Genomic DNA, 23,173 nt, shown 5'->3' with positions numbered 1-23,173 from the left:
CCGTGCCGCGGTCACGGGAGCCGTCCCGGCCATCGGGGGAAGGCCGACGGGCGGGAGCCGGAACCGTCGGCCGATCCAGTCGTACAGCTCCGCGCCCAGGAGCGCGGAGACCCGGGCGGCCTCCCTGGCCCGCGCGTGCGTGCGGTCGGCGTCGCGCCACGAGACCGACTCCGCCGGCACCTCGGGGAGCGGGGGCCCGTGGAAGAACGTCTCGGGGAAGTCGAGGACCTCGGCCAGCCGGGCCAGCGTGGCCGGGCGCGGCGCGGTGCGCCCGGTCTCGTAGTTCGACAGGCTCTGGACGGACACGTTGACCCGGGCGGAGAGTCCGGCCAGTGTCAGGGCCCGGCGTTTGCGGGCGAGCGTGATCCGGGCGGGGGTCACCATGGGGTGCAACTGCCTTTACTCGTACGAAGGTTGAGCGGGCCCGGCTCGTGGGGTGCGGGCGCACGGACCGGGCGGCGGAGCGGCCTCAGGGGTGGGGCGGAGCCACGGGCCCGCTGGGCGTGGCACATCGTGCCAGGTGTGCGCGATGTGCACCAGGGGGTGCGGGGATCTGCGGTGAATGTCGGGTGCGGGGGCCGGCGCGGGTCGCGCGGGGACCGGAGAGTGCCCCATTCGGCACAGCACGGACCCCGCGGCCCCGCCGTGAAAGGGACGAAGGGCACAGGATGGAGGCATGAACAGCCTTCCGGTCATCACCGCCGTCGACGGTTCCGAGGACAGCCTCCGGGCGATGGAGTGGGCACTGGGCGCCGCTCGCTCGCGCGGCACGGAACTGTCCGTCGTCCATGTGGGACCCGCGCCCGCGAAGGCCCTTCCGGTGCCGGGCGTCCCGCCCGTCATGCCGCGCTCGGACGGCGACCGGCCCTCGGTGCTCGCCCGGGCGCGCGAACTGCTGGAGGACCGCGAGGACGTGCCGTCCGTGTCCTTCTCCTCGCACGAGGGGCACGCGAAGTCCGTCCTGGTCGAGCTGAGTGCCGGTGCCCAGCTGCTCGTGCTCGGCTCACGCGGCCGAGGCGGCTTCGCGAGCCTGCTGCTCGGGTCGGTCAGCCGTGCCTGTGCCGCGCGGGCGGCCTGTCCGGTCGTCGTCGTGCCGCACGCGGCGCGCGGCGGACGTGCCGGGGCGCGCGGCGAGTCGGGGAGGGTGGTGCTCGGCTTCGAGCCGGAGGAAACCGGCGACGACACCGTCGAGTTCGCGTTCGCCGAGGCGGAACGGCGCGGCGCGGGGCTCCAGGTCGTCACCGCGTACCCCGATCCGCTGGCCACGATGGCGCTCATGGGCGGGTACGCGGGCGGCATGGCGGACGTGGCGAGCTTCGCCGCGCAGAAGGAGATGCGCGACGCGCAGGAGGAGCGGCTGCTGACCGAGCAGCAAGAACGCCTGCGCCTCTTCACCGGGCGTCATCCCGAGGTGACCGTCGACCAGGTGGTCGCTCCGGCCGACGCCGCCGGCCGTCTCGTGGACGCCTCGGAGGAGGCGGACCTGCTGGTCGTCGGCCGCCACCGGCGTCGTTTGAACCCCGACACCCTGCTGGTCGGCTCGGCCGCCAACGCCGTCCTGCTGCATGCGCACTGCCCGGTGGCGGTGGTGCCGACGGAGCCGGCGGATCAGGACTGAGCGGACGGATCGGGGGCGCAGGGCGGCCGGTGCCCGGCGGGCGGCGCGTCTATGCCTGAGGTGCCTGAGGCCCCCTGGGTACCTGAGGCCTCTTGGGCGCACGAGGTGGCGCGTCGCTCCGCTGCCGCGCCATCTCGTGCGCCAGTTGCCGCCGTTCCTGCGCGGTGCGGCCGCCCCAGATGCCCTCGGGCACCCCGGCCTCCATGGCCCAGCGCAGACAGACTCCCGCCACCGGGCACGCGGCGCAGATGTCCTTGGCGGACCTGACCTGGTCCTGGGCGGGAGTCGACGTGCCCACGGGGAAGAAGAGATCCGGATCCGCCTGCGAGCACAGGGCCCGCCTGCGCCAGTTGTGCGCCTCGTCGCGGGCGACGGCCCGTTCGGAGCGGCTGGGACGAGGGTGGCGCTTCATGGGATCCCTCTCCGGGCGGAATGATCGAATCCGGCACCCTCAGCCTCGTGAAGATCGGGGAGGGCGTCCAGGAACGAAAGTCCCTTCCGGGCGGGGCTTGGGACCCGCCGCGCCCGGAGGAGGGGCGGTCACGGACCGTCCGGAGCAGTGACGGTCTCGGACCGTTCGGAGCAGGGGGCGGTCACGGACCGTTCGAAGCAGGGGACGGTCACAGACCGTCCGGCGTGCGGCCCTTGACCACCGCATCCCCCTTGGGCACCTGGAGGTCGACCAGATACTTCAGGACGGTGTCCTGCTCGGGGCCGGCATTGAAGATCTTCGCGGCGTGGCCCCAGCCGTCGACCTCGACCAGAGGCGCCTTCGCGCCCAGCTGGTCCCGCACGGAGCGCGCCCAGTCGATCGGGGTGGCGTTGTCGTGACGGGCGCCCATCAGCAACAGGGGCGTCTCGGCGGTGCTGGTCGCGGTCCGCCCGCCGCCACCGGCCCCGGCGCGGGTGCCGGAGTCCGCGCCCGCACCCGAGCAGAGGTTCGTGTACTGGACCGCATTGGGCGAGTAGCCGAAGCGAGGGGCCTTGTCGCGCGCGGCCCGCACGTCGTCCCGGTGCGCCGCGAAGTCCGGCGTGCCGAGGGCGAAGTCGGAGCACACGACCAGATCCGCGAAGGGGACCACGCCCGGCGTGCCCCCGCCGGCGGCCGGGTCCTCGGCGGGCACGTCGTCGGTCTTCTCACCGGCGTCGAGCGTCCTCAGGTTCTCGGCGAGCGGTCCCCAGGACGGCGTCAGGAGCATGCCGTCGACGGTCGAGTTGAGCTCGGCGAGCGTCATCGGCCCGTCCGTGACGTCGCTCTTCGGGAGCTTCCCGTCCTCGGCCTTGCGCGCGACCCGCTCGTACGTCTTCCAGGCGCCGTCCTCCTTCAACGCGCAGGCGTCGTCCTTGGCGCACCAGCGCGCGAACTGGTCGTAGGCGTCCTCAAGGGACTCGGCGGCCGTGGCGGCGAACTCCCTGCGGCCGACGGACTGGTCCATCACACCGTCCAGGACAGCGGCACGGACACGGCCGCCGTACGCCGCCGCGTACCGCTGGGCGTAGACGGTCCCGTAGGAATGGCTGTACAGCGACAGCCGCTTCTCACCCAGCGCGACGCGGATCGCCTCGATGTCGTGGGTGACGCTGTCCGCGTCGACGTGGCGCAGCAGTTTGCCGTCGCGGCGGGCACAGTCGTCCGCGAGTGCCTTCGCGGTGGCGGTGCGGCGCTCGAACTCCTCGCGGGTGGCGGAGGGCACGCTGTCGAGGGCGGACGCCATCGCCTTCTTCTCGGAGCACTGCAGGGGCCTGCTCGCGCCGACGCCGCGCGGGTCGAAGCTCACCACGTCGAACCGCTTCTCCGCGCCGCCCCACTCGGGCAGCTGCCGCACCTGCTCCACCCCGGACATACCCGGCCCGCCGGGCAGGAACATCAGCGAGCCGACGCGCCGCGCGCCCTGCGGCGCGGTGCGCCGCGCCACGGCGATGTCGATCTGCTCCCCACCGGGCTCGGACCAGTCGACGGGCACCTTCACCGTGCCGCACTCGACCCCCTTGGGTCCGCCCTCCACCTCCGGACAGGGTTTCCACCGCACGGACCGCTGGGTGGGGGAGACCTGCTCGGGCACCGCGCCCGCGCGGTCCGACGCCGAGGCGCCGGCCCGCGCGCCGCCTCCGGACCCCGGGGAGCAGGCGGCGATTCCGGTGAGCCCGAGCGCGACGGCGACGGACCCGAGGACGAACTTGTTCCTGTGCATGGCCCCAGCGTCACCAGCGGGCGCCGCGGATGCCGTCAGCCGATGAGCGGAGAACGCGGCGCGGCATCAGCCGAATGGCTGGTACGGGGGTCGGGGCGGCCGTGTCGCGGAGATGCGCCCCGGCCCGAGGGACCGCCTCGGAACGACGGGGCCCCGCCGTGAAAAGCGGGAGCCCTCGGGCGGGACCACGTGATGGGATGGGTCGCCATGGACCCCCTGAAGAGCCCGGCGGCGGACGAGGGTGCTCTGCTGGTCGCGATGGAGCGGAACCTCGCCGAGCACGCCTGCCATCTGCACCGGCAGATGAAGGGCGCGACCGTCACGGCGACCGACGACCTGCTCATCGCCGACAGCGGCCTCGACGACGACACCTTCAACATCGTCGCCACGGCCCGCTTCACGCCCGTCACGGCCCCGGCGCGGATCACCGGGACGATCCGTACGCTGACCGCCACCGGACGCCCTTTCTCCTGGTGGGTGGGCCCGGCCTCCACCCCGGCGGATCTGAGCGCGCGCCTGTCGGCCGCCGGACTCGCGGAGTCCGAGCACGAGGCGGCCATGTGGGCCGAGCTGACGGACGCCCTGCCCCGGCCGGACGCGGGAGCGCCCCACGGCGACGCCTTGCACATCCGCCCGGTGACCACGCCCGAGGAACTCGCCGACTACGCCATGGTCCTGGCCGCCAACTGGGACCCGCCCGCCGACACCGTCCGCCGCTTCTTCGACCGGGCCGCCCCTCAGGCGCTGGCCGCCGGCTCCCCGGCCCGCTACCTGGTCGGGTACGAGGCGGGCCACCCGGTGTGCTCGGCCGAGGTCTTCACGTACGCGGGCGTCGCCGGGATCTACAACATCGCCACCCTGGCCGCCCACCGCCGCCGCGGCCACGGCGGGGCCATCACCCTCGCCGCGCTCCACGCGGCCCGCGACCGGGGCTCGCGCGTCGCGGTCCTCCAGGCGTCGGCGGACGGCGAGCCGGTCTACCGCCGCCTCGGCTTCCGCACCTGCGGGCGTTTCACGGAACACTCCATCGCGACGTGACCCCGGACCACGGATCCATGCCCCCGGACCAAGGAGACCCAGCATGGCGATTCAACGGATGGACCACGTCGGCGTCGTCGTCGACGACCTCGAGGCGGCCATCGCGTTCTTCCTCGAACTCGGCATGGAGCTGGAGGGCAGGGGACCGGCCGAGGGAGACTGGGTGGACCGCGTCGTAGGGCTCGACGGCGTCCGGGTCGAGTTCGCGATGGTGCGGACCCCGGACGGCCACAGCAAGCTCGAACTGACGCGGTTCCACTCGCCGGAGGTCATCGACACCGAGCCGAAGGTGGCACCGGCGAACACGCTGGGCCTGCGCCGCATCATGTTCGCCGTCGACGACATCGACGACACCGTGGCCCGGCTGCGCCGCCACGGAGCCGAACTCGTCGGTGAGATCGCCCGGTTCGAGGAGATGTTCCGGCTCTGCTACGTCCGTGGTCCCGCGGACATCATCGTCGCGCTGGCGGAGCCGCTCAGCTGACCGCAAGCGACGGAGCGCCGTCGTGCGAGGGCGCCGTGCCCCGAGAAGGAGCCGCCTCCCACACCGACGGCCGTGAGAAGTCGGTGCGCCAGACGTCGACCACTTCACCGCTGCCGTCGGTGACCACGTACTCGGGCCACCGGTCGAACGCCGAGCACGGGTGCGAGAGCCCGAACTCGACGACGTCCGTCACGGCCAGGTGCCCGGCGTCGGACAGAACGGCGTGGTGGTCGTACAGCGCGCTCACGGCCGCCGCGCCGACGGGCTTGCGCTTCCCCGCGGCGGTGGCGGCGGACACGAGCACCGGAACCCCCGCGTCGTACGGCAGGTCGCGCTTGCCCGCGCTGACGACGGCGCTGCCCTCCGCGGGGGCGGACACGACGACCGCGCGCACCGTCAGCGCCGGGACGAGGCCGGGGACCGGGCCGACGCGGGCGTAGACGCCGTGATCGTGCGTGACGTAGCAGCCGGACCGGAGGAGGCGGAGGGTGCCCGGCACGTCGGCTTCGGCCGGGAGGTGGGCCACGACGCGGTCCGGGAAGGCCGACCCGCCCATCGAGAACACGGGGCGGTCGGTCTCGAAGAACTCGGCGACGTCGAGGTAGACGTCCCGCACGCGCCGGCAGTGCGCGTCCACCGCGGCGATCGTCCCGGCGTCCCGCGTGTTCGGCGCGACCCCTTCGTACCCGGCGACGCCCACCAGCCGCAGGCCCGGCGCCGCGCGCACCAGCTCGGCGAGGCGACGGGCCTGCCGAACGTCCCGCACCCCGGTGCGGCCCCCGGGCGTGCCGACGTCCAGCAGCACTTCCAGCGTGGGACCGTGCGCGCCGCCCTCGAAGACCTGATGGGCCGCGACGACCCCTGCCGCGGAGTCGATGAAGCACCGGATCTGCCGGTCCTCGGGCCCGTCGGACCCCTCGGCGAGCAGCGCGCGCAGCCGTGCCAGGCCGTACGGGTCGACCACCTCGTTCGCGATGAGGACGGTCGCGTGCCCCCAGCCGAGCACGGTCGCGGCCTGGTCGACCGTGGCCACGGTGACACCGGCGGCCCCGGCCGCCAGCTGACGCTCGACGACGGGCGCGGACATCGTCGTCTTGACGTGCGGAGCGAGGGCCACGTCGTGCGCCCTGCACCAGTCGGCCATGGTGCGGATGTTGCGGTCGAGGGCGTCGGCGTCGAGGCGTAGGTGGGGGTATGTGGCGGGGGCCACGGGCGGTGCTCCTTGCGTACGTCGGGTCGGGCGGGCGCGGCCACGTGCCGCGGCGGCCTGCCGACGTGATGCCGGCGGCGACGCGCTCCAGTCTGGTGCGCGGGAACGGGCCCGGCACTGTCCAAATCGACCAATGAGGGATGCTCCTTTAGTGCCGATGCACGAATCGGCGTAAAGTGCCGTGCAGCTGCGACGACTGGACGGTGCCCCATGACGACCAGCCCCGGAGCCCGGCTCGACACCGTCGTGAGCCGGTTCGCCGGCACCCTGCTGGAGGTGCTCGCGGGCACGGTGGACCCGGCCGCCGTCATCAGCGACGTCGTCATCGACGACCCGCGCGAGCAGGCGCCAGGACGTCCTGGCGCCCTGCTGCTGTGCACCACCGCCGGCGCCGACGACGTTCCCGAACTGCTGGTCCGTGCGGTCGGCTGCGGTGCGCCCGCTCTCGTGGTCCGCGCGCCGCTGGACCTGGGGCCGGAGCTGCGGACCCGCGTCGAACGCAGCGGCGTGGCCGTGCTCGGCCTGACCGCCGGAGCGACGTGGGCGCAGTTGGTCGTCCTGCTCCGTACGCTGCTCTCCTCCGGCCCGGCCGGGGAGGAACTGTCGACCGGGATCCCCGCGGAGGACTCGTTCGCGCTGGCCAACGCGATCGGGGCGCTCCTCGGCGTACCGATCACCATCGAGGACCGCGACTCGCAGATCCTGGCGTTCTCCGACCGCCAGAGCGACACCGACCGGACGCGCGTCGAGACGATCCTGGGCCGCGGCGTACCGGCGCACGCCCGCCGGGCGCAGGAGCGCGCGGGCGTCTTCAAACGGCTCTACGCCAGCGAGAAACCCCTCTTCATCGACACACCGCAGATCGAGGGGGAGCCGGGCCTGCCCCGGGTGGCGATGGCCATCCGCGCGGGCGATCAGGTGCTCGGCTCGATCTGGGCGGCGGTCTCCGAGCCGCTGAGCGAGGACAAGGAGCGCGTACTCGTCGACGCGGCGAAGGTCGTCGCGCTGCACCTGCTGCGGCGGCGCATCGGGGTGGACGTCGACCGGCAGGTGCGGGCCGACCTCGTCGCGACCGCCCTGGGCGGCGGTCCGTCGGCGCAGGGCGCGGTCGAGCGGCTCCGGCTCGCGGGCCGGACGGTGGCCGTGGCCGTGATGGGGCTGTCCCCGCCGGACACGGAGGAAGGCTCGGCGGACGGGGCGGCCGGTGCCGGCGGACCGTCATACGCACGCGAACGGACGGCCGACGCCTTCGCCTTCCACCTCTCGGTCGCGGCACCCGGCGCGGTGGCCGCGCTCGTCGGCGACGTGTGCTGCGCGCTCATTCCCGGGCCGGACCGCAAGGCCCCGGAGGACATCGCCGTCCTGGCGCGGCGCGTGGCCGACGACTTTCTCGAACGGGCGAGGTCCCGGCCCGAGGGCGTGTCGATCGGCGTCGGCCGCGCGGTCTCCGCGTCCGACCCGGCCGGTCTCGCCCGCTCGCACCGCGACGCGGACCGGGCCCTGCGCGTCCTGCGGCACCGCGCCCCGAGCCGTCGACAGGAGGGCGGCGCGGCGCTGTTCGCCGACGTCCAGGTCGAGGCGCTGCTCCTGGACACCGGCGACCGGCTGCGGGACGAGGGCGGACTGCTGGACAGCCCCGTGGCCCGGCTGCGCCATCACGACCGGGACCACGGGACCACGCTCACGGACACGGTGGCGCACTGGCTCGACCACCTGGGCAACACCCTGAACGCGGCCTCGGCCATGGGTGTCCACCCCAACACCTTCCGCTATCGCCTGCGGCGGGCAGCGGAGGTGGCTCGGCTGGATCTGGCGGACGCCGATGCACGCTTCGCGGCGATGCTGGAGTTGAGGCTGGAGCGGCCGTAGCGCCGCCCGCCAGGTGTGCCGTGCTTCCCCCCCGGCCGGAGCCGCTGGCCGCCTCCGCCTGGCCCGCGGCTCGGGTCACTCCTGGAACGCCTGGGCCACCGCGAGGCTGTCCTCGTCCACGTGGTGCCGCGTGACCAGGCCGTTCTCGACCGTGAGGTGCAGGGCGAACCGTGCGCGGTAGGCGCGTCCGGTCGGCGCCGACGGCGCCTGACGATGACCTCGCAGGTAATGGCGTGAGGCGAGGCGCGAGCGGTCGTGTCGTATTCCTTGACTCGAATATTCGTCGCTGCGAATAATGGGATCCATGGACGCACTCCTTTCCGCACTGGCGGACCCGGCCCGCTGGCGGCTGGTGAGCCTGCTGGCCGAGCGGCCCCGTTCGGTCGGTGTCCTCGCCGAGCTCGCCGAGGCACGCCAGCCGCAGACGACCAAGCACCTCCAGACCCTTGAGCGTGCGGGCGTCGTCACCTCGCGGCGCACCGGCCAGCGCCGTATCTACGCGCTCCGGTCCGAACCGCTGCGCGACCTCGCGGCGGCGCTCGCCGGACTCGCCGACGCCGTGGAACAGGCCGGCGGCCCGCACGAGACGTACGACCGCTACGGACAGAGCCTCGACGCGGAGCGGCTCGCCGCGCGGGGACCGGGCTGGGCCGACGGCCGCGCCTTCACGTTCGTCCGCTCGCTGGCGGCGCGGCCCGAGTCGGTCTGGCGCCACCTGACCGACGCGTCGCTGCTCGCCCTGTGGTGGACGCCCGACGACCTGCGCGTCTCCGAGCTCGTCTTCGAGGCGCGTCCGGGCGGCCGGATCGTCCACGAGTACCGCGACGCCGAGGACGCGGACGGTTCGGGCCCGGTCGTCGGTCGCGCGGAGGGCGTCGTCGTCGACGTACGCCCCGGCGAGCGCCTCGCCTACCGGAACTCCCCGCGGCTGCCGGACGGCAGCCGCGCCTTCACCGCTCACGTGGCCTACACGCTCCGGCCCACCGACACGGGCACGGACCTCGACGTCGACTTCCGGATCACCGACAGCACGGTCGACTCCGCGGACTTCGTCGCGGGCATCGAGATCGGCTTCGGCCAGAGCCTCGACAAGCTCGCGGCGACGCTGGCGACGGACCCGTCGTAGGCCACCGCCGCGCCCGCCGGCGACGACCGCGCCTTTCGACAGGCGCATCTTTCGACAGGCACACCTTCGACAAGCGCACCATCGACTCAGGGAGCAAGAAATGACCGATCAGTCCGGCGGCCGCAGGGTCGTCACCAACATGAGCCTCTCCCTCGACGGCCACTACGCGCGGCCCGGCGACCCGCTGGACATGGGCTGGGTGATGCCGTACGCGGTCACCGACGTCGCACGCGACCACCTGACCGGCCTGTGGGAGCCCGCGACGACGGCTCTCCTCGGCCGGGTCAACGCCGAGGGATTCCTCGGCTTCTGGCCCACTGTCATCGGCATGGAGGGCGCCGACCCGCGCGACGAGGCCTTCGCGAAGTGGCTCGTCGGCACCGACAAAGTGGTGCTGTCCTCCACCCTCGACGAGGCGCCGTGGGAGCGCACGACGATCGTCGACAAGCCGACCGCCGACGTGGTCGCCGATCTCAGGGAGACCGAGGGAGGCGACATCCTCGTGCTCTCCAGCGCGAGCGTCATCAAGGACCTGCTGGCGGCCGACCAGGTCGACCGTCTCGCGCTGACGGTCTTCCCGGTCTTCCTCGGCAGCGGCCCGCGCCTGTTCGAGGACGGCCTGCCCGAGGGGCAGTGGGCGCTGACCTCGCAGGCGGCGGGTGAGCACGGCACGTTGTCCCTGGTGTACGACCGGGTCCGCTGAGCGCGGGACCGGCCCCGGAGCTAAGATCTCCCGAGGTTTACGGACGGGCAAAGGGCCCGTTCCGGGTTGGGGGTTGCTGTGACGGTCGTCGGTCGAGTGGTGCGGTTCGACAGCGCGCGGGGTTACGGGTTCATCGCTCCGGAGAGCGGTGGCGAGGACGTGTTCCTGCACGTGAACGACATGTTGTTCCCCGAGGAGCAAGTACGCCCCGGTCTTGCCGTGGAGTTCGACATCGAGGAGGGGGACCGCGGCCCCAAGGCGTCGTCCGTCCAGCTGGCCCTCGGGGTCGGCGGGGCGGGGGCGACCGCCCCGCAGGTGACGTCCGTGTCGCCGAGATCGCTGCCGGACGGCGACGTCATGTGTGACGTGCTGAGCGCGGACGAATACCTCAGGGAAGTGACGGAGGCGCTGCTGCAGTCGGCGCCCTCGCTCACCGGCGACCAGATCCTGACCGTGCGGGCGACGCTCGCGCAGGGCGCGAAGCGGCACGGCTGGATCGAGGGCTGACCGGCCCCCGCGCCGTCAGAGACCAGCCGCGCCTTCAGAGACCGACCGCGCGGTCAGAGACCGGCCAGCAGGTCGTCCAGCGGCGCGGGTACGCGATCAGGGGCGAGCGCCTCGACGAGGACGTGACCGTAACGGATCTTGCGCCCCTTCTTCGTCCCCAGGAATCGCCGCAGCTGCTGATGTGCGCTGCGGCCCTGCTGTGCGGGCTGGCGCTGGAAGGTCTGCAGGGCGCGGAAGTCGCCCTCCTGCTCGACGAGTTCCGTCACCCGCGCCACACCGAGTGCGCGGATGAGCTCGTCCTCCAGGTCCGCCGCGCAGACGAAGATGCCCTGCTGCGGTGCGTCCGCGCGCTCCAAGCCCCGTTCGTAGAAGCCGAGTTCGGCCTCGTCGCACAGGCCCGTCAGGCGGAGGCCGAGACCGGGCGGCCCGAGCAGCCGCGCGAACCGCGCGATGCTCATCGCGCCGCCCATCGGCAGGACGCAGACGCCCTCGGCGGCCAGGTCCCGGCCGCGGCGCGCGGCCAGCGCGTTGACCGCGGCGGCGTCGCTCGGCCCTTCGAGCAGGACGGCCGCCCGAACGGACAGTCGCGCGGCCAGCTCGCGCGCCGGGTCGCCGGGGCCGCCGGCATCCCACGCGAGGACCGCATCCCGGAACGCCCCCATGTCAGCCATGAGACGAGTCTCCGTCCTCTCCGCCCGCAGCGGTAGCGAATTTCGATCAAGAGGGAGAATTGATCAAGGGTAGATTCGAACAAGGTGAGCGGGAGAAGGGGCGTCGATCGACGGTCCCACGGCGGAAGAGGCCACCATGAAAGCCGTGCGCGACATGACCAAGGCGGACTCGGTGTGACCAAGGCGAACTCGGACGCCGACGAGCCCGAGGTGATCAAGGTGCGAGGCGTCGACGCCCGTGGAGCGCAGCACTGCGAGACCACGGCCCTGGGCGTGCTGCTGCGGCACCAGGGGCTCGACCTGTCCGAGCCCATGCTCTTCGGCCTCGGCTCCGGCCTGTCCTTCGTCTACTGGGACAGCAAGAACATGGACTTCCCCTTCCTCGGGGGACGCGTGAAGCCCTTCGAGCTCACCAGGAACCTGGCCGCCACCCTCGGTCTCGGGCTCGGCGTCCAGGAGACCGCCTCGCCCCGCAGGGCGTGGGAGAACGTGGTGGCCTCCATCGACGACGGACACCCCGTGGGGCTGCAGCTCGACAGCTACCACCTGGAGTACTTCGGCTCGAAGGTGCACTTCGGCGGTCACGTCGTCGCCATGTACGGCTACGACGACCACGACGCCTACCTGGTGGACACCGCCCAGCAGGGCGGCGCCGTGTCGACGAGCCGGGACAGCCTCGCCCGCGCGAGAGCCGAACGCGGCCCGATGACCGCCAAGAGCCGTTCCTTCACCCTCACCGTGCCGAAGAACCCGCCCTCCCCGCGCGACCGGATCGTGCCCGCCGTCACCTCCTGCGCCGAGGCCTTCCTCCACCCGCCCATCGCCAACCTGGGCCACCGCGGCATCGAGAAGGCCGCCAAACTGGCCCGCACCTGGCTCCAGCGCGCCGACGACCCGGCACGGGACCTGCCCCGAGCCGCCCTCCTCATGGAGCGGGCGGGCACCGGCGGGGCCCTGTTCCGCAATCTCTACCGCGACTTCCTCGCGGAATGCGCGGAGTCGTTCGACGGAGAGCGGCAGCGCGGCGGCCATCTGCGCACCGGACACCGGCTGTACGCCGAGGCGGCCGTCCTCTGGACGGAAACGTCGGCGCTGATCGCCGAAGCCGGTGAGTCGTGCGACGCCCAGCGTCTCGTGCGGGCGGGCGAGATCCTTTCCGACCTGTCCCGCATCGAGCGCGAGGCCATGCAGGTGCTGAGGCGCTTGGGGACCGAGTCCTCCAGCGCGAACCAGCCCTGAGCCCGATGTCCCCGAGTGCCGGGCCCGGCGCCTCACGCCCGGGTGGCCCCTGCGGCGGGCGCGGTCTGGTCGATCGACCTCGATGGGCCCGGACCGCCTTGCCCGGATCAGGGGGTCAGTACGACCCTGCCGAACACCTCGCCGGCGTCCATCGCGCGGTGGGCCCGCGCGGCCTCGGCCAGGGGCAGCACCTCGTGCACGACCGTGCGCAGGCCGCCGCGCGCGGCGGCGGTGAACAGGGACGACCGCACGGCCTGCTGCTCGGGGCCGGGCACGGTGTCGCAACTGAACGTCGCGAACGACAGCGACCGACAGAAGCCCAGCGCCAGCCGCATGCCGAAGTCCGCCGGCGGCAGTCCGGCGACCATACCGACTGCCACGAACCGTCCGTTGGGGTTCAACCTGTCCAGGAAGAGCGGCAGTTGGGCGCCGCCCGCCACATCGATCACGACGTCGAAGCCCGACGGCGCGTCCGGGCCGCCTTTGCCCGAGCGGTCGAGGACATGCGTCGCGCCCAGGTCCCGCAGCCTGGCGCCGCGCTCCGCCGACGACGTGGTGACCGCCACCGCGCCGGCCCCGCCTGCGGCGGCCAGCTGGACCGCGGTGATCCCGATGCTGCCCGCGGCGCCCCGGACGAGCACCGTCTCGCCGGGCGTGAAACGTGCGCGCTCCAGGCCGAAGTGCGCGACCACGCCGGAGCTGCCGAGCGTCACGGCTTCGGTGCCGGTCAGGCCGTCGGGCAGCGGAAGGATGTCCTCGACGGAGGCGACGGCGTGCTCGGCGTACGCCCCCGACAGACCGGTGAACGCCCACACCTGCCGCCCCGTCCACGAGGCGTCCACTCCCTCGCCCACGGCGGTGACGCGCCCCGCGACCTCGCTGCCGAGGACACCACTCGCCCGGAAGCCGAAGGCGGAGAGGGTTCCCCGACGCAGCACGGCGTCCACGCCGCCCACGCCGATCGCCTCCGTGGCGATGAGCACCTGCCCGGCGGCGGGGACGGGCGCGGGCACGTCTACCACCTCCAGCCCGTCGGGGTTTCCGAACTCCCTGATGACGACGGCCTTCATCTCGACTCCTCGGCTCTGCGGACCTGGGGACGCAGCCGCTGGGGCTGCGGCGGTGAGTGGTCTCCTGCGACCCCGAGGCGCCAGATGGAGCGGGCCGGGGGAGGGGAGCACCACCGCCATCGGAACGTAACGGACACATCCGTCCGGCTGACTAAAGTGAGAGGCCATGACCGGCCGATTGCCTCGTTCCGCGCGATCCGACACGCCTCACGCCGCGCGAACAGCGCCCCCCGAAGCGTCTCGACCCGCGCGATCCATGCCCCCTGAAGCGTCTCGACCGGCGCGATCCGACGGGTCTCGATCCGACGAGCCTCGATCCGTACGCTCCGACGCGCTTCCCCCCGTGCGGTCCGCACGCGCCGACGCGCCCCACCCCACGCGCTCCGATGCCCGCGACAACCGCGCCCGCATCCTGGAAGCGGCCCGCACGGTCTTCGGCGAGGAGGGGCTGAGCGCGCCCATGCGGGAGGTGGCCCGGCACGCGGGCGTCGGCCCCGCCACGCTCTACCGCCACTTCCCGGCCAAACAGGACCTGATCGTGGAGACCTTCGCCGAGCAGCGGCGAGCCTGCGAGGCCGTCGTCCGTGACGCCCTCGCGGACGCGGACCCGTGGCACGGATTCCAGAGCCTGGTCGAGGAGATGTGCGAACTCCATGCCCTCAGCCGGGGGTTCGCCGACGCCTTCATGGCCGCCCATCCCGAGGCCGCGGACTTCGCAGCCGACCGCGAGCGGGCGCTGGCCGCCGTCGGCGAACTGGCCCGCCGCGCGCGGGAGACGGGACAGCTGCGTCCCGGCTTCGTCGTCGACGACCTGATCCTGATGCTCATGGCCCACCGGGGCGTCCAGGACGCGCCGCGGGCCGCCCGGCTCGCGGCCTCGCGCCGCTTCGCCGCCTACATGATCGACGGGTTCCGCGCCGCGCCGGCGGCGGCAGGCCCCGCCGCGCTGCCGCCCGCTCCACGCCTGTGGTCGGACTGCGCCCCGGGGCTCCTGCCGGCCGCGGAGAGGCCCGCCCGAGCGGTGTGATGGACTTCGCCGCATGGATCACAGGGCACCGGCACCTCCCTTCGACCCCGAACTGAGCCTCGTACTGGCGGGTTTGAGCGAGCGGGCGAGGGAGCCGATCACGCCGCACAACCTCGCGGACCGGCAGCGGCGGGACGCCGCGGCCCGGCCCCGGCCGACGGCCGAGGACCTGCGGGCCGACGGGCGGTTCGAGGTGGCGGAGCTGCGTGTGCCGGGTCCGGCGGACGGGCCCGACGTCACGCTCGTGAGCGCCCGCCCGGCCGGGCTCGCCGAGAGCGGGCGCCCGCTGCCCCTGCTCTACTACCTGCACGGCGGCGCCATGGTCATGGGCAACGCCTGGTCCGTGCTCCCGCGGATCCTCCGCGAGTGGGCGCTGCCGCTCGAACTGGCCGTCCTCTCGGTCGAGTACCGCCTGGCGCCGACGACCCCGTATCCCGGCCCCCTGGAGGACTGTTACGCCGGGCTCGTCTGGGCGATCGAGCACGCGGACGACCTGGGCATCGATCCGGACCGCGTCGTCATCGGCGGCAAGAGCGCCGGAGGCGGCCTCGCCGCGGCCCTCGCGCTGCTGTCCCGTGACCGGGGCGGCCCCCGGGCGCTCGGACAACTGCTGCTGTGCCCGATGCTCGACGACCGCGACGCGACGTTCTCCAGCCATCAGATGTCGGGTCTCGGCGTCTGGGACCGCACCTCCAACGCGACTGCCTGGGCCGCGCTGTTGGGGGACCGCCACGGGGCAGCGGACCTCCCGCCCTACGCGGCCCCCTCGCGCGCCACGGACCTCTCCGGACTTCCCCCGGCCTACGTCGACGTCGGCTCGGCCGAGATGTTCCGGGACGAGGCCGTGGCGTACGCGAACGGAATCTGGCAGGCGGGCGGGCAGGCCGAACTGCACGTGTGGCCCGGTGCCTTCCACGGCTTCGACGGCATGGCACCCCATGCCGCGCTCACCCGCGACGCGCGCGACACCCGCACACGCTGGCTCCGGCGCCTTCTCGCCCCGCCGGGAACGGAGAGCCGTCCCGCGCCCCCTTCGGCCACGGCTCCCGCTCCCGACCGCCCGACTCAGCCGAACTGACCGGGCTGGTAGTCACCGGCGGGCTGCTGGATGATCACGTTCGCCCGGTTGAAGGCGTTGATGAGGGCGATGGCGCCCACGAGGGCGGCCAGTTGCTCCTCGTCGTAGTGCTTGGCGGCGTTCGCCCACGCCTCGTCCGTGACCCCGCCGGCCGCGTCCGCGATCCGGGTGCCCTGCTCCGTCAGCTCCAGCGCGGCGCGCTCGGCCTCGGTGAAGACCGTGGCCTCCCGCCACGCGGCGACCAGGTTGAGCCGTACGGAGCTCTCACCGGCGGCCGCGGCGTCCTTGCTGTGCATGTCGGTGCAGAAGCCGCACCCGTTGATCTGGCTCGCGCGGAGCTTCACCAGCTCCTGCGTCGCGGCGGGCAGCGTCGACTCCTCGAGCACCTTGCCCGCCGCGATGACGTGCTTGAAGACCTTGCCGAGGGTCGCGCTGCCGAAGACGTCCAAACGAGCATTCATGATGTTCTCCTCTGCCGATCTGATGTGCTTGCACACGTACGACGGAACGGCCCGGCAGGATGTGACACAGGAGGCTGTGATCTACGTCTCCGGGAACGCACTGAAGGAGATCTCCCGTGCCCCAGGGCCCGACCGCCGCCCCCGACAGGTCACGCGCCGCGCGCCTCACCGCCCACGGGGACGTCGCCACGTCCCTGGCCCTGCACGGGGACCACGCACTGCGCGACCTCGTGGACACCGCCACGCCGATCGGTTCCGGCATCGGAGGGAAGTCGGCACTCCTGGAGGTCGCCGGCACCCGGGTCTTCGTCAAGCGCGTGCCCCTCACCGACAGGGAACGCCGACCGGAGAGCATCCGCTCCACGGCGAATCTGTTCGCGCTGCCGCTCTTCTGCCAGTACGGCATCGGCGGACCGGGCTTCGGTGCGTGGCGCGAGCTCGCGACGCACATCATGACGACGAACTGGGTCCTCGCGGGAGACGGCGAGAGCTTCCCTCTCCTGCACCACTGGCGCGTCCTCCCGGACTCGACTCCGCTGCCCGAGGAACTGGCCGACGTCGAACGGGCCGTCGCCTACTGGGGAGGCGGCCCCCAGGTGCGCCACCGGATCGAGGAACTGCAGAAGGCGTCCGCGAGCATCGCGCTGTTCCTGGAGTACATACCGCAGAATCTGCACCAGTGGCTGGGCGAGCGGATGGAAGCCGGGGGAGAGGCCGCCGAACGGGCCTGCGCCATGGTGGAAAGGGAGTTGGAAGCCGGGACCTCGTTCATGAACAGCCGGGGCCTGCTGCACTTCGACACCCATTTCGAGAACATCCTCACCGACGGCCGCCGCCTCTTCTTCTCGGATTTCGGCCTCGCCCTGTCCACCCGATTCGACCTGTCGCGCGACGACACCGCATTCTTCGACCGGCATCGGACGTACGACCGCTGCTACTCGGCTTCGTACCTGGTGAACTGGCTGGTCACCGCCCTGTACGGATACGCGCGAGACGAACGCGAGGCGTGGATACGGGCGTATGCCCGAGGCGAGCGCCCCAGCGGAATCCCGGAGGTCGCCGCGTCCATCCTCACCCGCCATGCACCCCTGACCGCCGTCATGACGGACTTTCTGCGCAGGCTCCAGTACGAGAGCAGGGAAATCCCGTACCCACTGGAGGAGATCGAGGCCATCGGCGCGGAGTTCGGTCCGCGGACGCGCGGTTCGCGATGACTCCGGGACGATGTCGCGATGATTTCGCGGTGACTCAGTCCGCGTACGCCGCGACAGCGGTCCGCGCGAATGCGTGGACGAGAGGATTCGAGTCGGACTTCCGCCACGCCAGCACCACACGGCTCGGCGCCATGTCGAGCAACGGCAGCACCGTCAGGCCCTCCGGGGACTCGTGGCCCAGGGGCGTGAGGCAAGGCCCGTTCCGTCGAACGGCCCCCGGGTCAGGGCGACGTCGACCGTCCCCGCGCGCAGCCCGCAGGTGGGGTCGGTCAGGTCGGTGTCACGGACGCGGACGTCGACGTCCGGGTGCCGGCGGCGGAAGGCCTCGGCCAGCCGCGTCGCGCCGGCGTCGGTGCTGTCGCCCAGAATGCCGACGGTGAGCACCGAGGCGCCGGCCGCCACGGCCACCCGTACGCGTACGCGATCGGCGTGGCGGAGCAGGGCGCGCGCCTCGTCGAGCAGCGCCGACCCCGCCGGGGTGAGCGCGACACCGGTCGGGGACCGGACGAAGAGCAACGTGCCGAAATCCGCCTCCAGTTGCTTGATCGCACGGCTCAGCGGCGGCTGGCTCATGTGGAGCCGGGCGGCCGCTCGGCCGAAGTGGAGTTCCTCGGCGACGGCCGTGAAATAGCGCAGCGTACGTAGCTCCATGCTGCGACGATACCGATGGGGTATCGGGGGCGCGGAACCGGTCTTGGACGGAGGCGGGGCACGGGCCGTGGAATCGTGGCATGACCGATGAACCGAAGCTCAGCGCACCGAAGCCCGCCGTGTCCGATGCCGCGCCGGAAACCGCACTCGCGGCCGCACCCGACCCCGCCGTCGTCCTGGTCGGCCCCGGCGAAGGCGAGACCATCGTCCTGGGCACCACCCGCATGCGCGTCCTCGAGGACGGCAGTCACACCGAACACCGCCTCGGGCTCGCCGAGTCCGTCCTCGCGCCGCACACCCCCGGACCGCCGCAGCACCGCCACGCCCAGCACGACGAAGGCTTCTACATCGTCTCCGGGACCGTGCGGTTCACCGTCGGCGAGACGGACCACGACGCGACGGCCGGCACGTTCGTGATGGTCCCGCCCGGCGCGCCGCACACCTTCGCCAACGTGACCGACCAGCCTGCCGTCATGCTCAGCATCCTCACGCCGGACCTGTACATGCAGTACTTCCGTGACCTGCGGGACATGACCTCCGGCGGCCGGCCCCTGACCCCGCAGGCGAACATCGAGACGATGAGCCGCTACGCGACCGAGCCGGTCGCCGACTTCGTCTGACGGAGCGCCTCCAGGACCACGCGTACCGCCGCGCGAGGCGGTGAGCCGCGGCGCACGGCCGCCGTGATCGTGCGCGTCACCGGAGCGGCGAGCTCCAAGGTGGCGACGCCATAGCGGCGGTCGACGGCCAGGCCGGGCAGCAGCGTGATCGACAGGCCCGCCTCGACGTGCTGCAGGGCCAGCATGTAGTTGCTGAAGCGGCACACCACGCGCGGCTCGAAGCCCGCCTGACGGCACAGCCGCTGCGCGAGGTTCGCCATGTACGACTGCGGCATGTCGAACGCCCACGGCTCGTCCGCGCAGGCCGTCAGGTCCACCGCGCCGCGCCCGGCGGCGGGGTGGCCTTCCGGGACCACCAGCAGGACCGGATCCGTGGCCAACGGCACGAAGTCGAGGTCGGGGCCCAGCGGAAGATCGTCGAAGTCCGTCGTCGTGATGATGATGTCCGCGTCGCCGCTACGCAGCGCGGGCAGGCTCTCGTGCGGCTCCAGCTGGAGCAACTCGACGCCGAGGTGCGGGTGTTCGCGCGCCAGACGGGTCACCGCGGGCACGGCCATCGTATGGATCGCGCTCTGGAACGCCCCGAGCCGCACCAGCCCGGCCGGCTCCTCGCCGAAGCCCCGCAGCTCCGCCTCGACGCTCTCCATGTGATCGAGGATCGCCCGCGCCCGTCGCGCGAGGATCAGCCCGGCCGGGGTCAGCCGCACCCGGCGCCCGGTCCGCTCCAGGAGCCGGGTGCGCGTCTCGGTCTCCAGGACGGCGAGCTGCTGGGACACGTTCGACGGGCTCAGGTTCGCCGCCTGGGCGACGGCGCGGACGGTGCCCAGCGTGTCCAGCTGGCTCAGCAGACGGAGCCTCCAGGGGTTCATCACCCTCCCATTATTGTGCGGTTCCACCGCACAGGGAGGACGGAATTGTGAGATGGACGTGACGTTCCGGTGCGACCTACCGTCGGCGGCATGACCGCTTCGCCCTCCGCTCCGCAGTCCGCCGAAGCCTTCTGGACCGATGCCGAGAGGCATCTCGTCCGCTACGGCGGCGAGTTCACCCCCGAGATCATCGACCGTGCCGCCGGGAGCTTCGTGTTCACCGCGGACGGCAGGAAGATCCTCGACTTCACCTCCGGCCAGATGAGCGCGATCCTCGGCCACGCGCACCCCGAGATCGTCGCGACCGTCCAGCGGGGCGTCGCGACCCTCGACCACCTCTTCAGCGGCATGCTCAGCCGCCCGGTGGTCGACCTCGCCCGCCGCCTGGCCGAGAGTCTGCCCGCGCCGCTGGAGAAGACGCTGCTTCTCACCACCGGCGCCGAGTCGAACGAGGCCGCCGTCCGGATGGCCAAGCTCGTCACCGGCCGGCACGAGATCGTCTCGTTCGCGCGGTCCTGGCACGGCATGACCCAGGCCGCCGCGTCCGCCACGTACAGCGCGGGACGCAAGGGGTACGGACCGGGTGCGCCCGGCAACTTCGCCATCCCCGTGCCGAACGCCTACCGGCCCGACTTCACCACGCCTGACGGCTCGCTGGACTGGCAACGCCAGCTGGACTTCGCCTTCGACCTGATCGACGCCCAGTCGACCGGCAGCCTCGCCGCGTGCCTCGTCGAGCCGATCCTCAGCTCGGGCGGCATCATCGAACCGCCGCCCGGCTACTTCGCCGCCCTGCGGGACAAGTGCCGGGAACGCGGCATGCTGCTCATCCTCGACGAGGCCCAGACCGGCCTGTGCCGCACGGGCACCTGGTACGCCTTCGAACGCGACGGCGTCGTCCCCGACGTCCTCACGCTCTCCAAGACCCTCGGCGCCGGGCTGCCGCTGGCCGCGGTGGTCACCAGCGCCGAGATCGAGCAGGAGGCGTACGAGCGCGGGTTCCTGTTCTTCACCACGCACGTCGCCGACCCGCTGGTGGCCGCCGTCGGCAACACCGTCCTGGACGTCCTGATCCGCGACGGGCTCGACGAGCGGGCGCGGACGCTGGGCGCGTTCCTGCGCAAGGGGCTCGACGACATCGCCGCGCGCCACGAGGTCGTCGGCGACATCCGCGGCCGGGGCCTGCTGGCCGGGCTCGAACTCGTCGCCGACCGCGCGACCAAGCAGAGCTCGAACGATCTGGGCGCACACGTCACCCGGCGCTGCCTCGACCTCGGCCTGCACATGAACATCGTCCAGCTCGCCGGGATGGGCGGCGTCCTGCGGATGGCGCCGCCGCTGACCGCCACGGAGGACGAACTGTCGCTCGGCCTGTCGATCCTGGACGAGGCGATCGGGGACGCGGCCCGCACCCCATGCCGTCCATGAGCCCGGTCGGCGCGAGGCCGACGCCGGTGATGAGGTTGCCGACGGCCGGCACGTGCTCCGGCGGGTTCGCCCAGTGGCGCGCCCTGCCTCCATCTCACGCGCGGAGTCCCGTCAGGGCGTGCGCGAGATGGTCGGCGAGGCGGGGGAGCCAGTCAGGGCGTGCGTTGCCGAGGAGGTGGTCCCCGTGAGGGACGGACAGATAGGTGGCGTGCGGTGCCAGCCGGGCCAGGGGCGCGCCGTTCGTCACGCCGGGGATGACGTCCTGGGCTCCGTCCACGACCAGCAGCGGGGCCGCGATGCGCGGTGCCAGGCCGGTGAGGTCCACGTGGCGGGCGAACTCACGGGCGGCACCGAGGCCTCCGGTACGGCGGATCATGATGTCCCGTACGGGCGGAGGCAGTTGCTCCCAGTCGAGGCGGAAAGGGCCGCTGACGGTGGCGGCCGCCGCCACGCGAGGCTCCAGCGCCGCGGTCCGGGCCGCGAAGAAGCCGCCGAGGCTCAGGCCCACGAGCCCGACGCGTCCGACCCCGAGCGCGTCGACGACCCGGCCCACCACCTGCTCGTACTCCGGCCGCATGCGCGTCGTCGCCGCGAGCACGCCCTGCCCGGGGCCGTCCATCGCGAACACCGCCAGGCCCCTGGCCAGGAGCGCGGACACCAGGTCGAGGAACTCCTCCTTGGCCGAGTCCAGACCCGGGACGACGACCACCGTGCCGGGCGCGTCCTCCGGTCCGCGCAGCCAGCCGGTGAACCCCTCCCCGCTCACCCGTCGGGCGCCGGGCTCCATGAGGGTGAGCGCCCTGCCCAGGGCACGGTCCGCCTCGGCGGCCGCGCGCGGTGCGCCCGTGTACGGCGCGAGCGTGGCGACGTGGAACCACCGGGCCGCCGTCAGCAGATGCTCACCCGCCGAGAGGGCCGACCCGGATGCGTCCCTCCGCTCCAGCACCGCATCCGCCCGCGCCAGATGGGCATGGCCTGTGCGCACGAAGGCCGGCCCCCAGTCGGCGACGGACGCCAGGCCGCCGGTGACGCGACGGTATGCGTGGGGGTCGAGCCCGGCGCCGGTCGCCCGTGTCCACTGCGTGTCGGCGAAGTCGGCGACGCTCCAGGCCTGGTCGTCCTCGGTCATCGTCCGCTCTCCTTCGGTTGTCGTCAGCCGCCTGTTGCCCATCGCCCGCTCCCCGTCGTCAGGACTGCCTTGCCGCGGATGCGTCGCTCGCGGAGGTCGACCAGGGTTTCCGGGGCCCGCGACCAGTCGGCGACGCGGCCGATCTCCGGGTGCAGCCGATCCCGTTCCACCAGGCGTACGAGCGCCGCCAGATCGTCGCCGTACGGGGCGCCGGCGTAATGGAAGTGCTGGATCGTGACGCGCTCCGGCCCGCCCAGCAGGTCGAAGAAGTCGAGCGTGACCGGGCTTCGGCCGGCCTGTCCGAACCAGATGAGCAGCCCACCTGGCCGCACCGTGGCCAGGGCGAGGGACAGCGCCGAGCCGCCCGTGGACTCCAGCACGACGTCGAACGGCCCCTGTACGGACGCGAGATCGTGCACCACCACGGCACCCAGTTCCGCGAGCCGCTCCCCGCGCGCCGGCGTCGCCGTGACCGCGGTCAGTTCGGCCCCGCCCGCCACGGCCAGTTCGGTCACGTAGTGGCCCACCCCGCCGGAGGCGCCGGTCAGCAGTACCCGCAGCCCGGCCAGGGAGCCTGCCGCGCGCAGCAGCCGCAACGCGGCGATCCCGGCCAAGGGCAGCGCCGCCGCATGCACGCTGTCGATGCCGTCCGGCAGTGTCGCGAGCGCGTGCGTGGGCACGGCGGCGTACTCGCCCGCTGCGCGTCGACGTGTGGGGGCACCTCTACGCGCCGATGCGGACCCTGGCCCACGTCGCCGACGACGCCGGGGAACTGGTGCTGGGCCACGGGCGCGATCTGCCCGCCGTGACGGCAGCGCTGCTGAACGGTGACATCGACGCGGCCTTCGGCCGGGCCCACCCGCCCCTCCACCCGGGCCTCGCCCACCGCCTCGTACGCCTCGAACCGGTCGACGCCGTACTGAGCGCCGAGCATCCGCCTGCGGCCGAACCGGCGCTGCGTCCCGCCCA

23 protein-coding genes and 2 pseudogenes are annotated in these 23,173 nt (G+C 73.0%); 13 read left to right on the top strand and 12 right to left on the bottom strand.

What is annotated here, in order from left to right; translation table 11 throughout:
• A partial coding sequence (locus tag AOK22_RS09655) for a helix-turn-helix domain-containing protein (RefSeq protein WP_157872206.1) occupies positions 1–384 on the bottom strand: 384 nt, incomplete at its 3' end.
• 292 nt (positions 385–676) lie between these two features.
• Between AOK22_RS09655 and AOK22_RS09650 the strand changes: the two genes are divergently transcribed.
• On the top strand, positions 677–1,618 hold the full coding sequence (locus AOK22_RS09650; RefSeq protein ID WP_055698182.1) for a universal stress protein: 942 nt from the start codon (positions 677–679) through the stop codon (positions 1,616–1,618).
• Between the two features lie 49 nt (positions 1,619–1,667).
• On the opposite strand, the gene AOK22_RS09645 is transcribed toward AOK22_RS09650, so the two are convergent.
• Positions 1,668–2,030, bottom strand: a complete 363-nt coding sequence (locus tag AOK22_RS09645; RefSeq protein ID WP_055698181.1) for a WhiB family transcriptional regulator — start codon at positions 2,028–2,030, stop codon at positions 1,668–1,670.
• A 208-nt stretch (positions 2,031–2,238) separates the two neighbouring features.
• Positions 2,239–3,810: an alpha/beta fold hydrolase gene (locus tag AOK22_RS09640; protein WP_055698180.1), complete on the bottom strand. Its 1,572-nt coding sequence runs from the start codon at positions 3,808–3,810 to the stop codon at positions 2,239–2,241.
• 258 nt (positions 3,811–4,068) lie between these two features.
• Here AOK22_RS09640 and AOK22_RS09635 point away from each other — a divergent pair, with 258 nt between their 5' ends.
• Both AOK22_RS09635 and AOK22_RS09630 read left to right on the top strand, forming a co-directional pair.
• The gene (locus AOK22_RS09635; protein WP_055698186.1) at positions 4,069–4,848 is read left to right on the top strand and encodes a GNAT family N-acetyltransferase; all 780 of its coding nucleotides are present in this window, start codon (positions 4,069–4,071) and stop codon (positions 4,846–4,848) included.
• 43 nt (positions 4,849–4,891) lie between these two features.
• Positions 4,892–5,332, top strand: coding sequence for a VOC family protein (locus AOK22_RS09630; RefSeq protein ID WP_208606384.1), 441 nt, complete (start codon positions 4,892–4,894; stop codon positions 5,330–5,332).
• Here the strand turns inward: AOK22_RS09630 and AOK22_RS09625 are convergent.
• Complete coding sequence (locus AOK22_RS09625) at positions 5,325–6,542, bottom strand: alanine racemase (protein ID WP_208606383.1); 1,218 nt, start codon at positions 6,540–6,542, stop codon at positions 5,325–5,327. The two genes, AOK22_RS09630 and AOK22_RS09625, sit on opposite strands and share 8 nt — an antisense overlap.
• Before the next feature lie 210 nt (positions 6,543–6,752).
• Between AOK22_RS09625 and AOK22_RS09620 the strand changes: the two genes are divergently transcribed.
• The gene (locus tag AOK22_RS09620; RefSeq protein ID WP_055698178.1) at positions 6,753–8,411 is read left to right on the top strand and encodes a PucR family transcriptional regulator; all 1,659 of its coding nucleotides are present in this window, start codon (positions 6,753–6,755) and stop codon (positions 8,409–8,411) included.
• Positions 8,412–8,486: 75 nt separating this feature from the next.
• On the opposite strand, the pseudogene AOK22_RS39600 reads toward AOK22_RS09620, so the two are convergent.
• A pseudogene (locus tag AOK22_RS39600) lies at positions 8,487–8,609 on the bottom strand (nuclear transport factor 2 family protein); the annotation flags it as partial.
• A gap of 106 nt (positions 8,610–8,715) precedes the next feature.
• Here AOK22_RS39600 and AOK22_RS09610 point away from each other — a divergent pair.
• The 3 genes from AOK22_RS09610 to AOK22_RS09600 all read left to right on the top strand — a co-directional run bounded on the left by AOK22_RS09610 (position 8,716) and on the right by AOK22_RS09600 (position 10,747).
• Positions 8,716–9,537, top strand: coding sequence for a metalloregulator ArsR/SmtB family transcription factor (locus tag AOK22_RS09610; protein ID WP_055698176.1), 822 nt, complete (start codon positions 8,716–8,718; stop codon positions 9,535–9,537).
• Positions 9,538–9,637: 100 nt separating this feature from the next.
• Positions 9,638–10,240 carry a dihydrofolate reductase family protein gene (locus AOK22_RS09605; RefSeq protein WP_055698175.1) on the top strand — a complete coding sequence of 201 codons (603 nt, stop codon included), beginning with the start codon at positions 9,638–9,640 and terminating at the stop codon, positions 10,238–10,240.
• A 96-nt stretch (positions 10,241–10,336) separates the two neighbouring features.
• Positions 10,337–10,747, top strand: coding sequence for a cold-shock protein (locus AOK22_RS09600; protein ID WP_079036460.1), 411 nt, complete (start codon positions 10,337–10,339; stop codon positions 10,745–10,747).
• A gap of 53 nt (positions 10,748–10,800) precedes the next feature.
• Here AOK22_RS09600 and AOK22_RS09595 read toward each other — a convergent pair whose 3' ends face one another.
• Entirely contained in the window at positions 10,801–11,418 is a 618-nt protein-coding gene (locus AOK22_RS09595) for a TOPRIM nucleotidyl transferase/hydrolase domain-containing protein (RefSeq protein ID WP_055698173.1), read from the bottom strand.
• A 210-nt stretch (positions 11,419–11,628) separates the two neighbouring features.
• Here AOK22_RS09595 and AOK22_RS09590 point away from each other — a divergent pair, with 210 nt between their 5' ends.
• Positions 11,629–12,657, top strand: coding sequence for a BtrH N-terminal domain-containing protein (locus AOK22_RS09590; RefSeq protein ID WP_055698184.1), 1,029 nt, complete (start codon positions 11,629–11,631; stop codon positions 12,655–12,657).
• Between the two features lie 107 nt (positions 12,658–12,764).
• Here the strand turns inward: AOK22_RS09590 and AOK22_RS09585 are convergent, their stop codons facing one another.
• The gene (locus tag AOK22_RS09585; RefSeq protein WP_055698172.1) at positions 12,765–13,727 is read right to left on the bottom strand and encodes a zinc-binding dehydrogenase; all 963 of its coding nucleotides are present in this window, start codon (positions 13,725–13,727) and stop codon (positions 12,765–12,767) included.
• A 343-nt stretch (positions 13,728–14,070) separates the two neighbouring features.
• On the opposite strand from AOK22_RS09585, the gene AOK22_RS09580 reads away from it, so the two are divergent.
• Entirely contained in the window at positions 14,071–14,754 is a 684-nt protein-coding gene (locus AOK22_RS09580) for a TetR/AcrR family transcriptional regulator (RefSeq protein WP_055698171.1), read from the top strand.
• Positions 14,755–14,767: 13 nt separating this feature from the next.
• Positions 14,768–15,832: an alpha/beta hydrolase gene (locus AOK22_RS09575; protein WP_055698170.1), complete on the top strand. Its 1,065-nt coding sequence runs from the start codon at positions 14,768–14,770 to the stop codon at positions 15,830–15,832.
• Here AOK22_RS09575 and AOK22_RS09570 read toward each other — a convergent pair.
• Positions 15,820–16,293 carry a carboxymuconolactone decarboxylase family protein gene (locus AOK22_RS09570; RefSeq protein ID WP_055698169.1) on the bottom strand — a complete coding sequence of 158 codons (474 nt, stop codon included), beginning with the start codon at positions 16,291–16,293 and terminating at the stop codon, positions 15,820–15,822. The two genes, AOK22_RS09575 and AOK22_RS09570, sit on opposite strands and share 13 nt — an antisense overlap.
• Before the next feature lie 116 nt (positions 16,294–16,409).
• Between AOK22_RS09570 and AOK22_RS09565 the strand changes: the two genes are divergently transcribed.
• Positions 16,410–17,507, top strand: a complete 1,098-nt coding sequence (locus AOK22_RS09565; protein ID WP_055698168.1) for a protein kinase family protein — start codon at positions 16,410–16,412, stop codon at positions 17,505–17,507.
• Positions 17,508–17,541: 34 nt separating this feature from the next.
• Here the strand turns inward: AOK22_RS09565 and AOK22_RS09560 are convergent.
• Positions 17,542–18,158 (bottom strand): annotated as a pseudogene (locus AOK22_RS09560) (LysR family transcriptional regulator).
• 80 nt (positions 18,159–18,238) lie between these two features.
• Here AOK22_RS09560 and AOK22_RS09555 point away from each other — a divergent pair.
• Positions 18,239–18,778, top strand: coding sequence for a cupin domain-containing protein (locus AOK22_RS09555; RefSeq protein ID WP_079036458.1), 540 nt, complete (start codon positions 18,239–18,241; stop codon positions 18,776–18,778).
• On the opposite strand, the gene AOK22_RS09550 is transcribed toward AOK22_RS09555, so the two are convergent.
• On the bottom strand, positions 18,745–19,647 hold the full coding sequence (locus tag AOK22_RS09550; RefSeq protein ID WP_202818454.1) for a LysR family transcriptional regulator: 903 nt from the start codon (positions 19,645–19,647) through the stop codon (positions 18,745–18,747). The two genes, AOK22_RS09555 and AOK22_RS09550, sit on opposite strands and share 34 nt — an antisense overlap.
• 90 nt (positions 19,648–19,737) lie before the next feature.
• Between AOK22_RS09550 and AOK22_RS09545 the strand changes: the two genes are divergently transcribed.
• Positions 19,738–21,075, top strand: a complete 1,338-nt coding sequence (locus AOK22_RS09545; protein WP_055698166.1) for an aspartate aminotransferase family protein — start codon at positions 19,738–19,740, stop codon at positions 21,073–21,075.
• 94 nt (positions 21,076–21,169) lie between these two features.
• Here AOK22_RS09545 and AOK22_RS09540 read toward each other — a convergent pair whose 3' ends face one another.
• Both AOK22_RS09540 and AOK22_RS09535 read right to left on the bottom strand, forming a co-directional pair.
• Positions 21,170–22,204: an alpha/beta hydrolase family protein gene (locus AOK22_RS09540; RefSeq protein ID WP_055698165.1), complete on the bottom strand. Its 1,035-nt coding sequence runs from the start codon at positions 22,202–22,204 to the stop codon at positions 21,170–21,172.
• A 23-nt stretch (positions 22,205–22,227) separates the two neighbouring features.
• Positions 22,228–23,173, bottom strand: a 946-nt coding sequence (locus AOK22_RS09535; RefSeq protein WP_425264017.1) for a zinc-binding dehydrogenase, incomplete at its 5' end; no start/stop codon positions are given.

Source organism: Streptomyces silaceus, assembly GCF_001419745.1.
Lineage (GTDB): Bacteria > Actinomycetota > Actinomycetes > Streptomycetales > Streptomycetaceae > Streptomyces > Streptomyces silaceus.
Note: the sequence above shows the minus strand (reverse complement) of the source record. Positions and strands in the feature narration are given on the sequence as shown.

Coding starts and splice junctions, on each gene's coding strand:
- AOK22_RS09555 (WP_079036458.1), top strand. CDS start 18,239: ATGACCGATGAACCGAAGCTCAGCGCACCGAAGCCCGCCGTGTCCGAT.
- AOK22_RS09605 (WP_055698175.1), top strand. CDS start 9,638: ATGACCGATCAGTCCGGCGGCCGCAGGGTCGTCACCAACATGAGCCTC.
- AOK22_RS09610 (WP_055698176.1), top strand. CDS start 8,716: ATGGACGCACTCCTTTCCGCACTGGCGGACCCGGCCCGCTGGCGGCTG.
- AOK22_RS09585 (WP_055698172.1), bottom strand. CDS start 13,727: ATGAAGGCCGTCGTCATCAGGGAGTTCGGAAACCCCGACGGGCTGGAG.
- AOK22_RS09650 (WP_055698182.1), top strand. CDS start 677: ATGAACAGCCTTCCGGTCATCACCGCCGTCGACGGTTCCGAGGACAGC.
- AOK22_RS09640 (WP_055698180.1), bottom strand. CDS start 3,810: ATGCACAGGAACAAGTTCGTCCTCGGGTCCGTCGCCGTCGCGCTCGGG.
- AOK22_RS09595 (WP_055698173.1), bottom strand. CDS start 11,418: ATGGCTGACATGGGGGCGTTCCGGGATGCGGTCCTCGCGTGGGATGCC.
- AOK22_RS09620 (WP_055698178.1), top strand. CDS start 6,753: ATGACGACCAGCCCCGGAGCCCGGCTCGACACCGTCGTGAGCCGGTTC.
- AOK22_RS09645 (WP_055698181.1), bottom strand. CDS start 2,030: ATGAAGCGCCACCCTCGTCCCAGCCGCTCCGAACGGGCCGTCGCCCGC.
- AOK22_RS09550 (WP_202818454.1), bottom strand. CDS start 19,647: ATGAACCCCTGGAGGCTCCGTCTGCTGAGCCAGCTGGACACGCTGGGC.
- AOK22_RS09570 (WP_055698169.1), bottom strand. CDS start 16,293: ATGAATGCTCGTTTGGACGTCTTCGGCAGCGCGACCCTCGGCAAGGTC.
- AOK22_RS09545 (WP_055698166.1), top strand. CDS start 19,738: ATGACCGCTTCGCCCTCCGCTCCGCAGTCCGCCGAAGCCTTCTGGACC.
- AOK22_RS09575 (WP_055698170.1), top strand. CDS start 14,768: ATGGATCACAGGGCACCGGCACCTCCCTTCGACCCCGAACTGAGCCTC.
- AOK22_RS09540 (WP_055698165.1), bottom strand. CDS start 22,204: ATGACCGAGGACGACCAGGCCTGGAGCGTCGCCGACTTCGCCGACACG.
- AOK22_RS09635 (WP_055698186.1), top strand. CDS start 4,069: ATGGAGCGGAACCTCGCCGAGCACGCCTGCCATCTGCACCGGCAGATG.
- AOK22_RS09630 (WP_208606384.1), top strand. CDS start 4,892: ATGGCGATTCAACGGATGGACCACGTCGGCGTCGTCGTCGACGACCTC.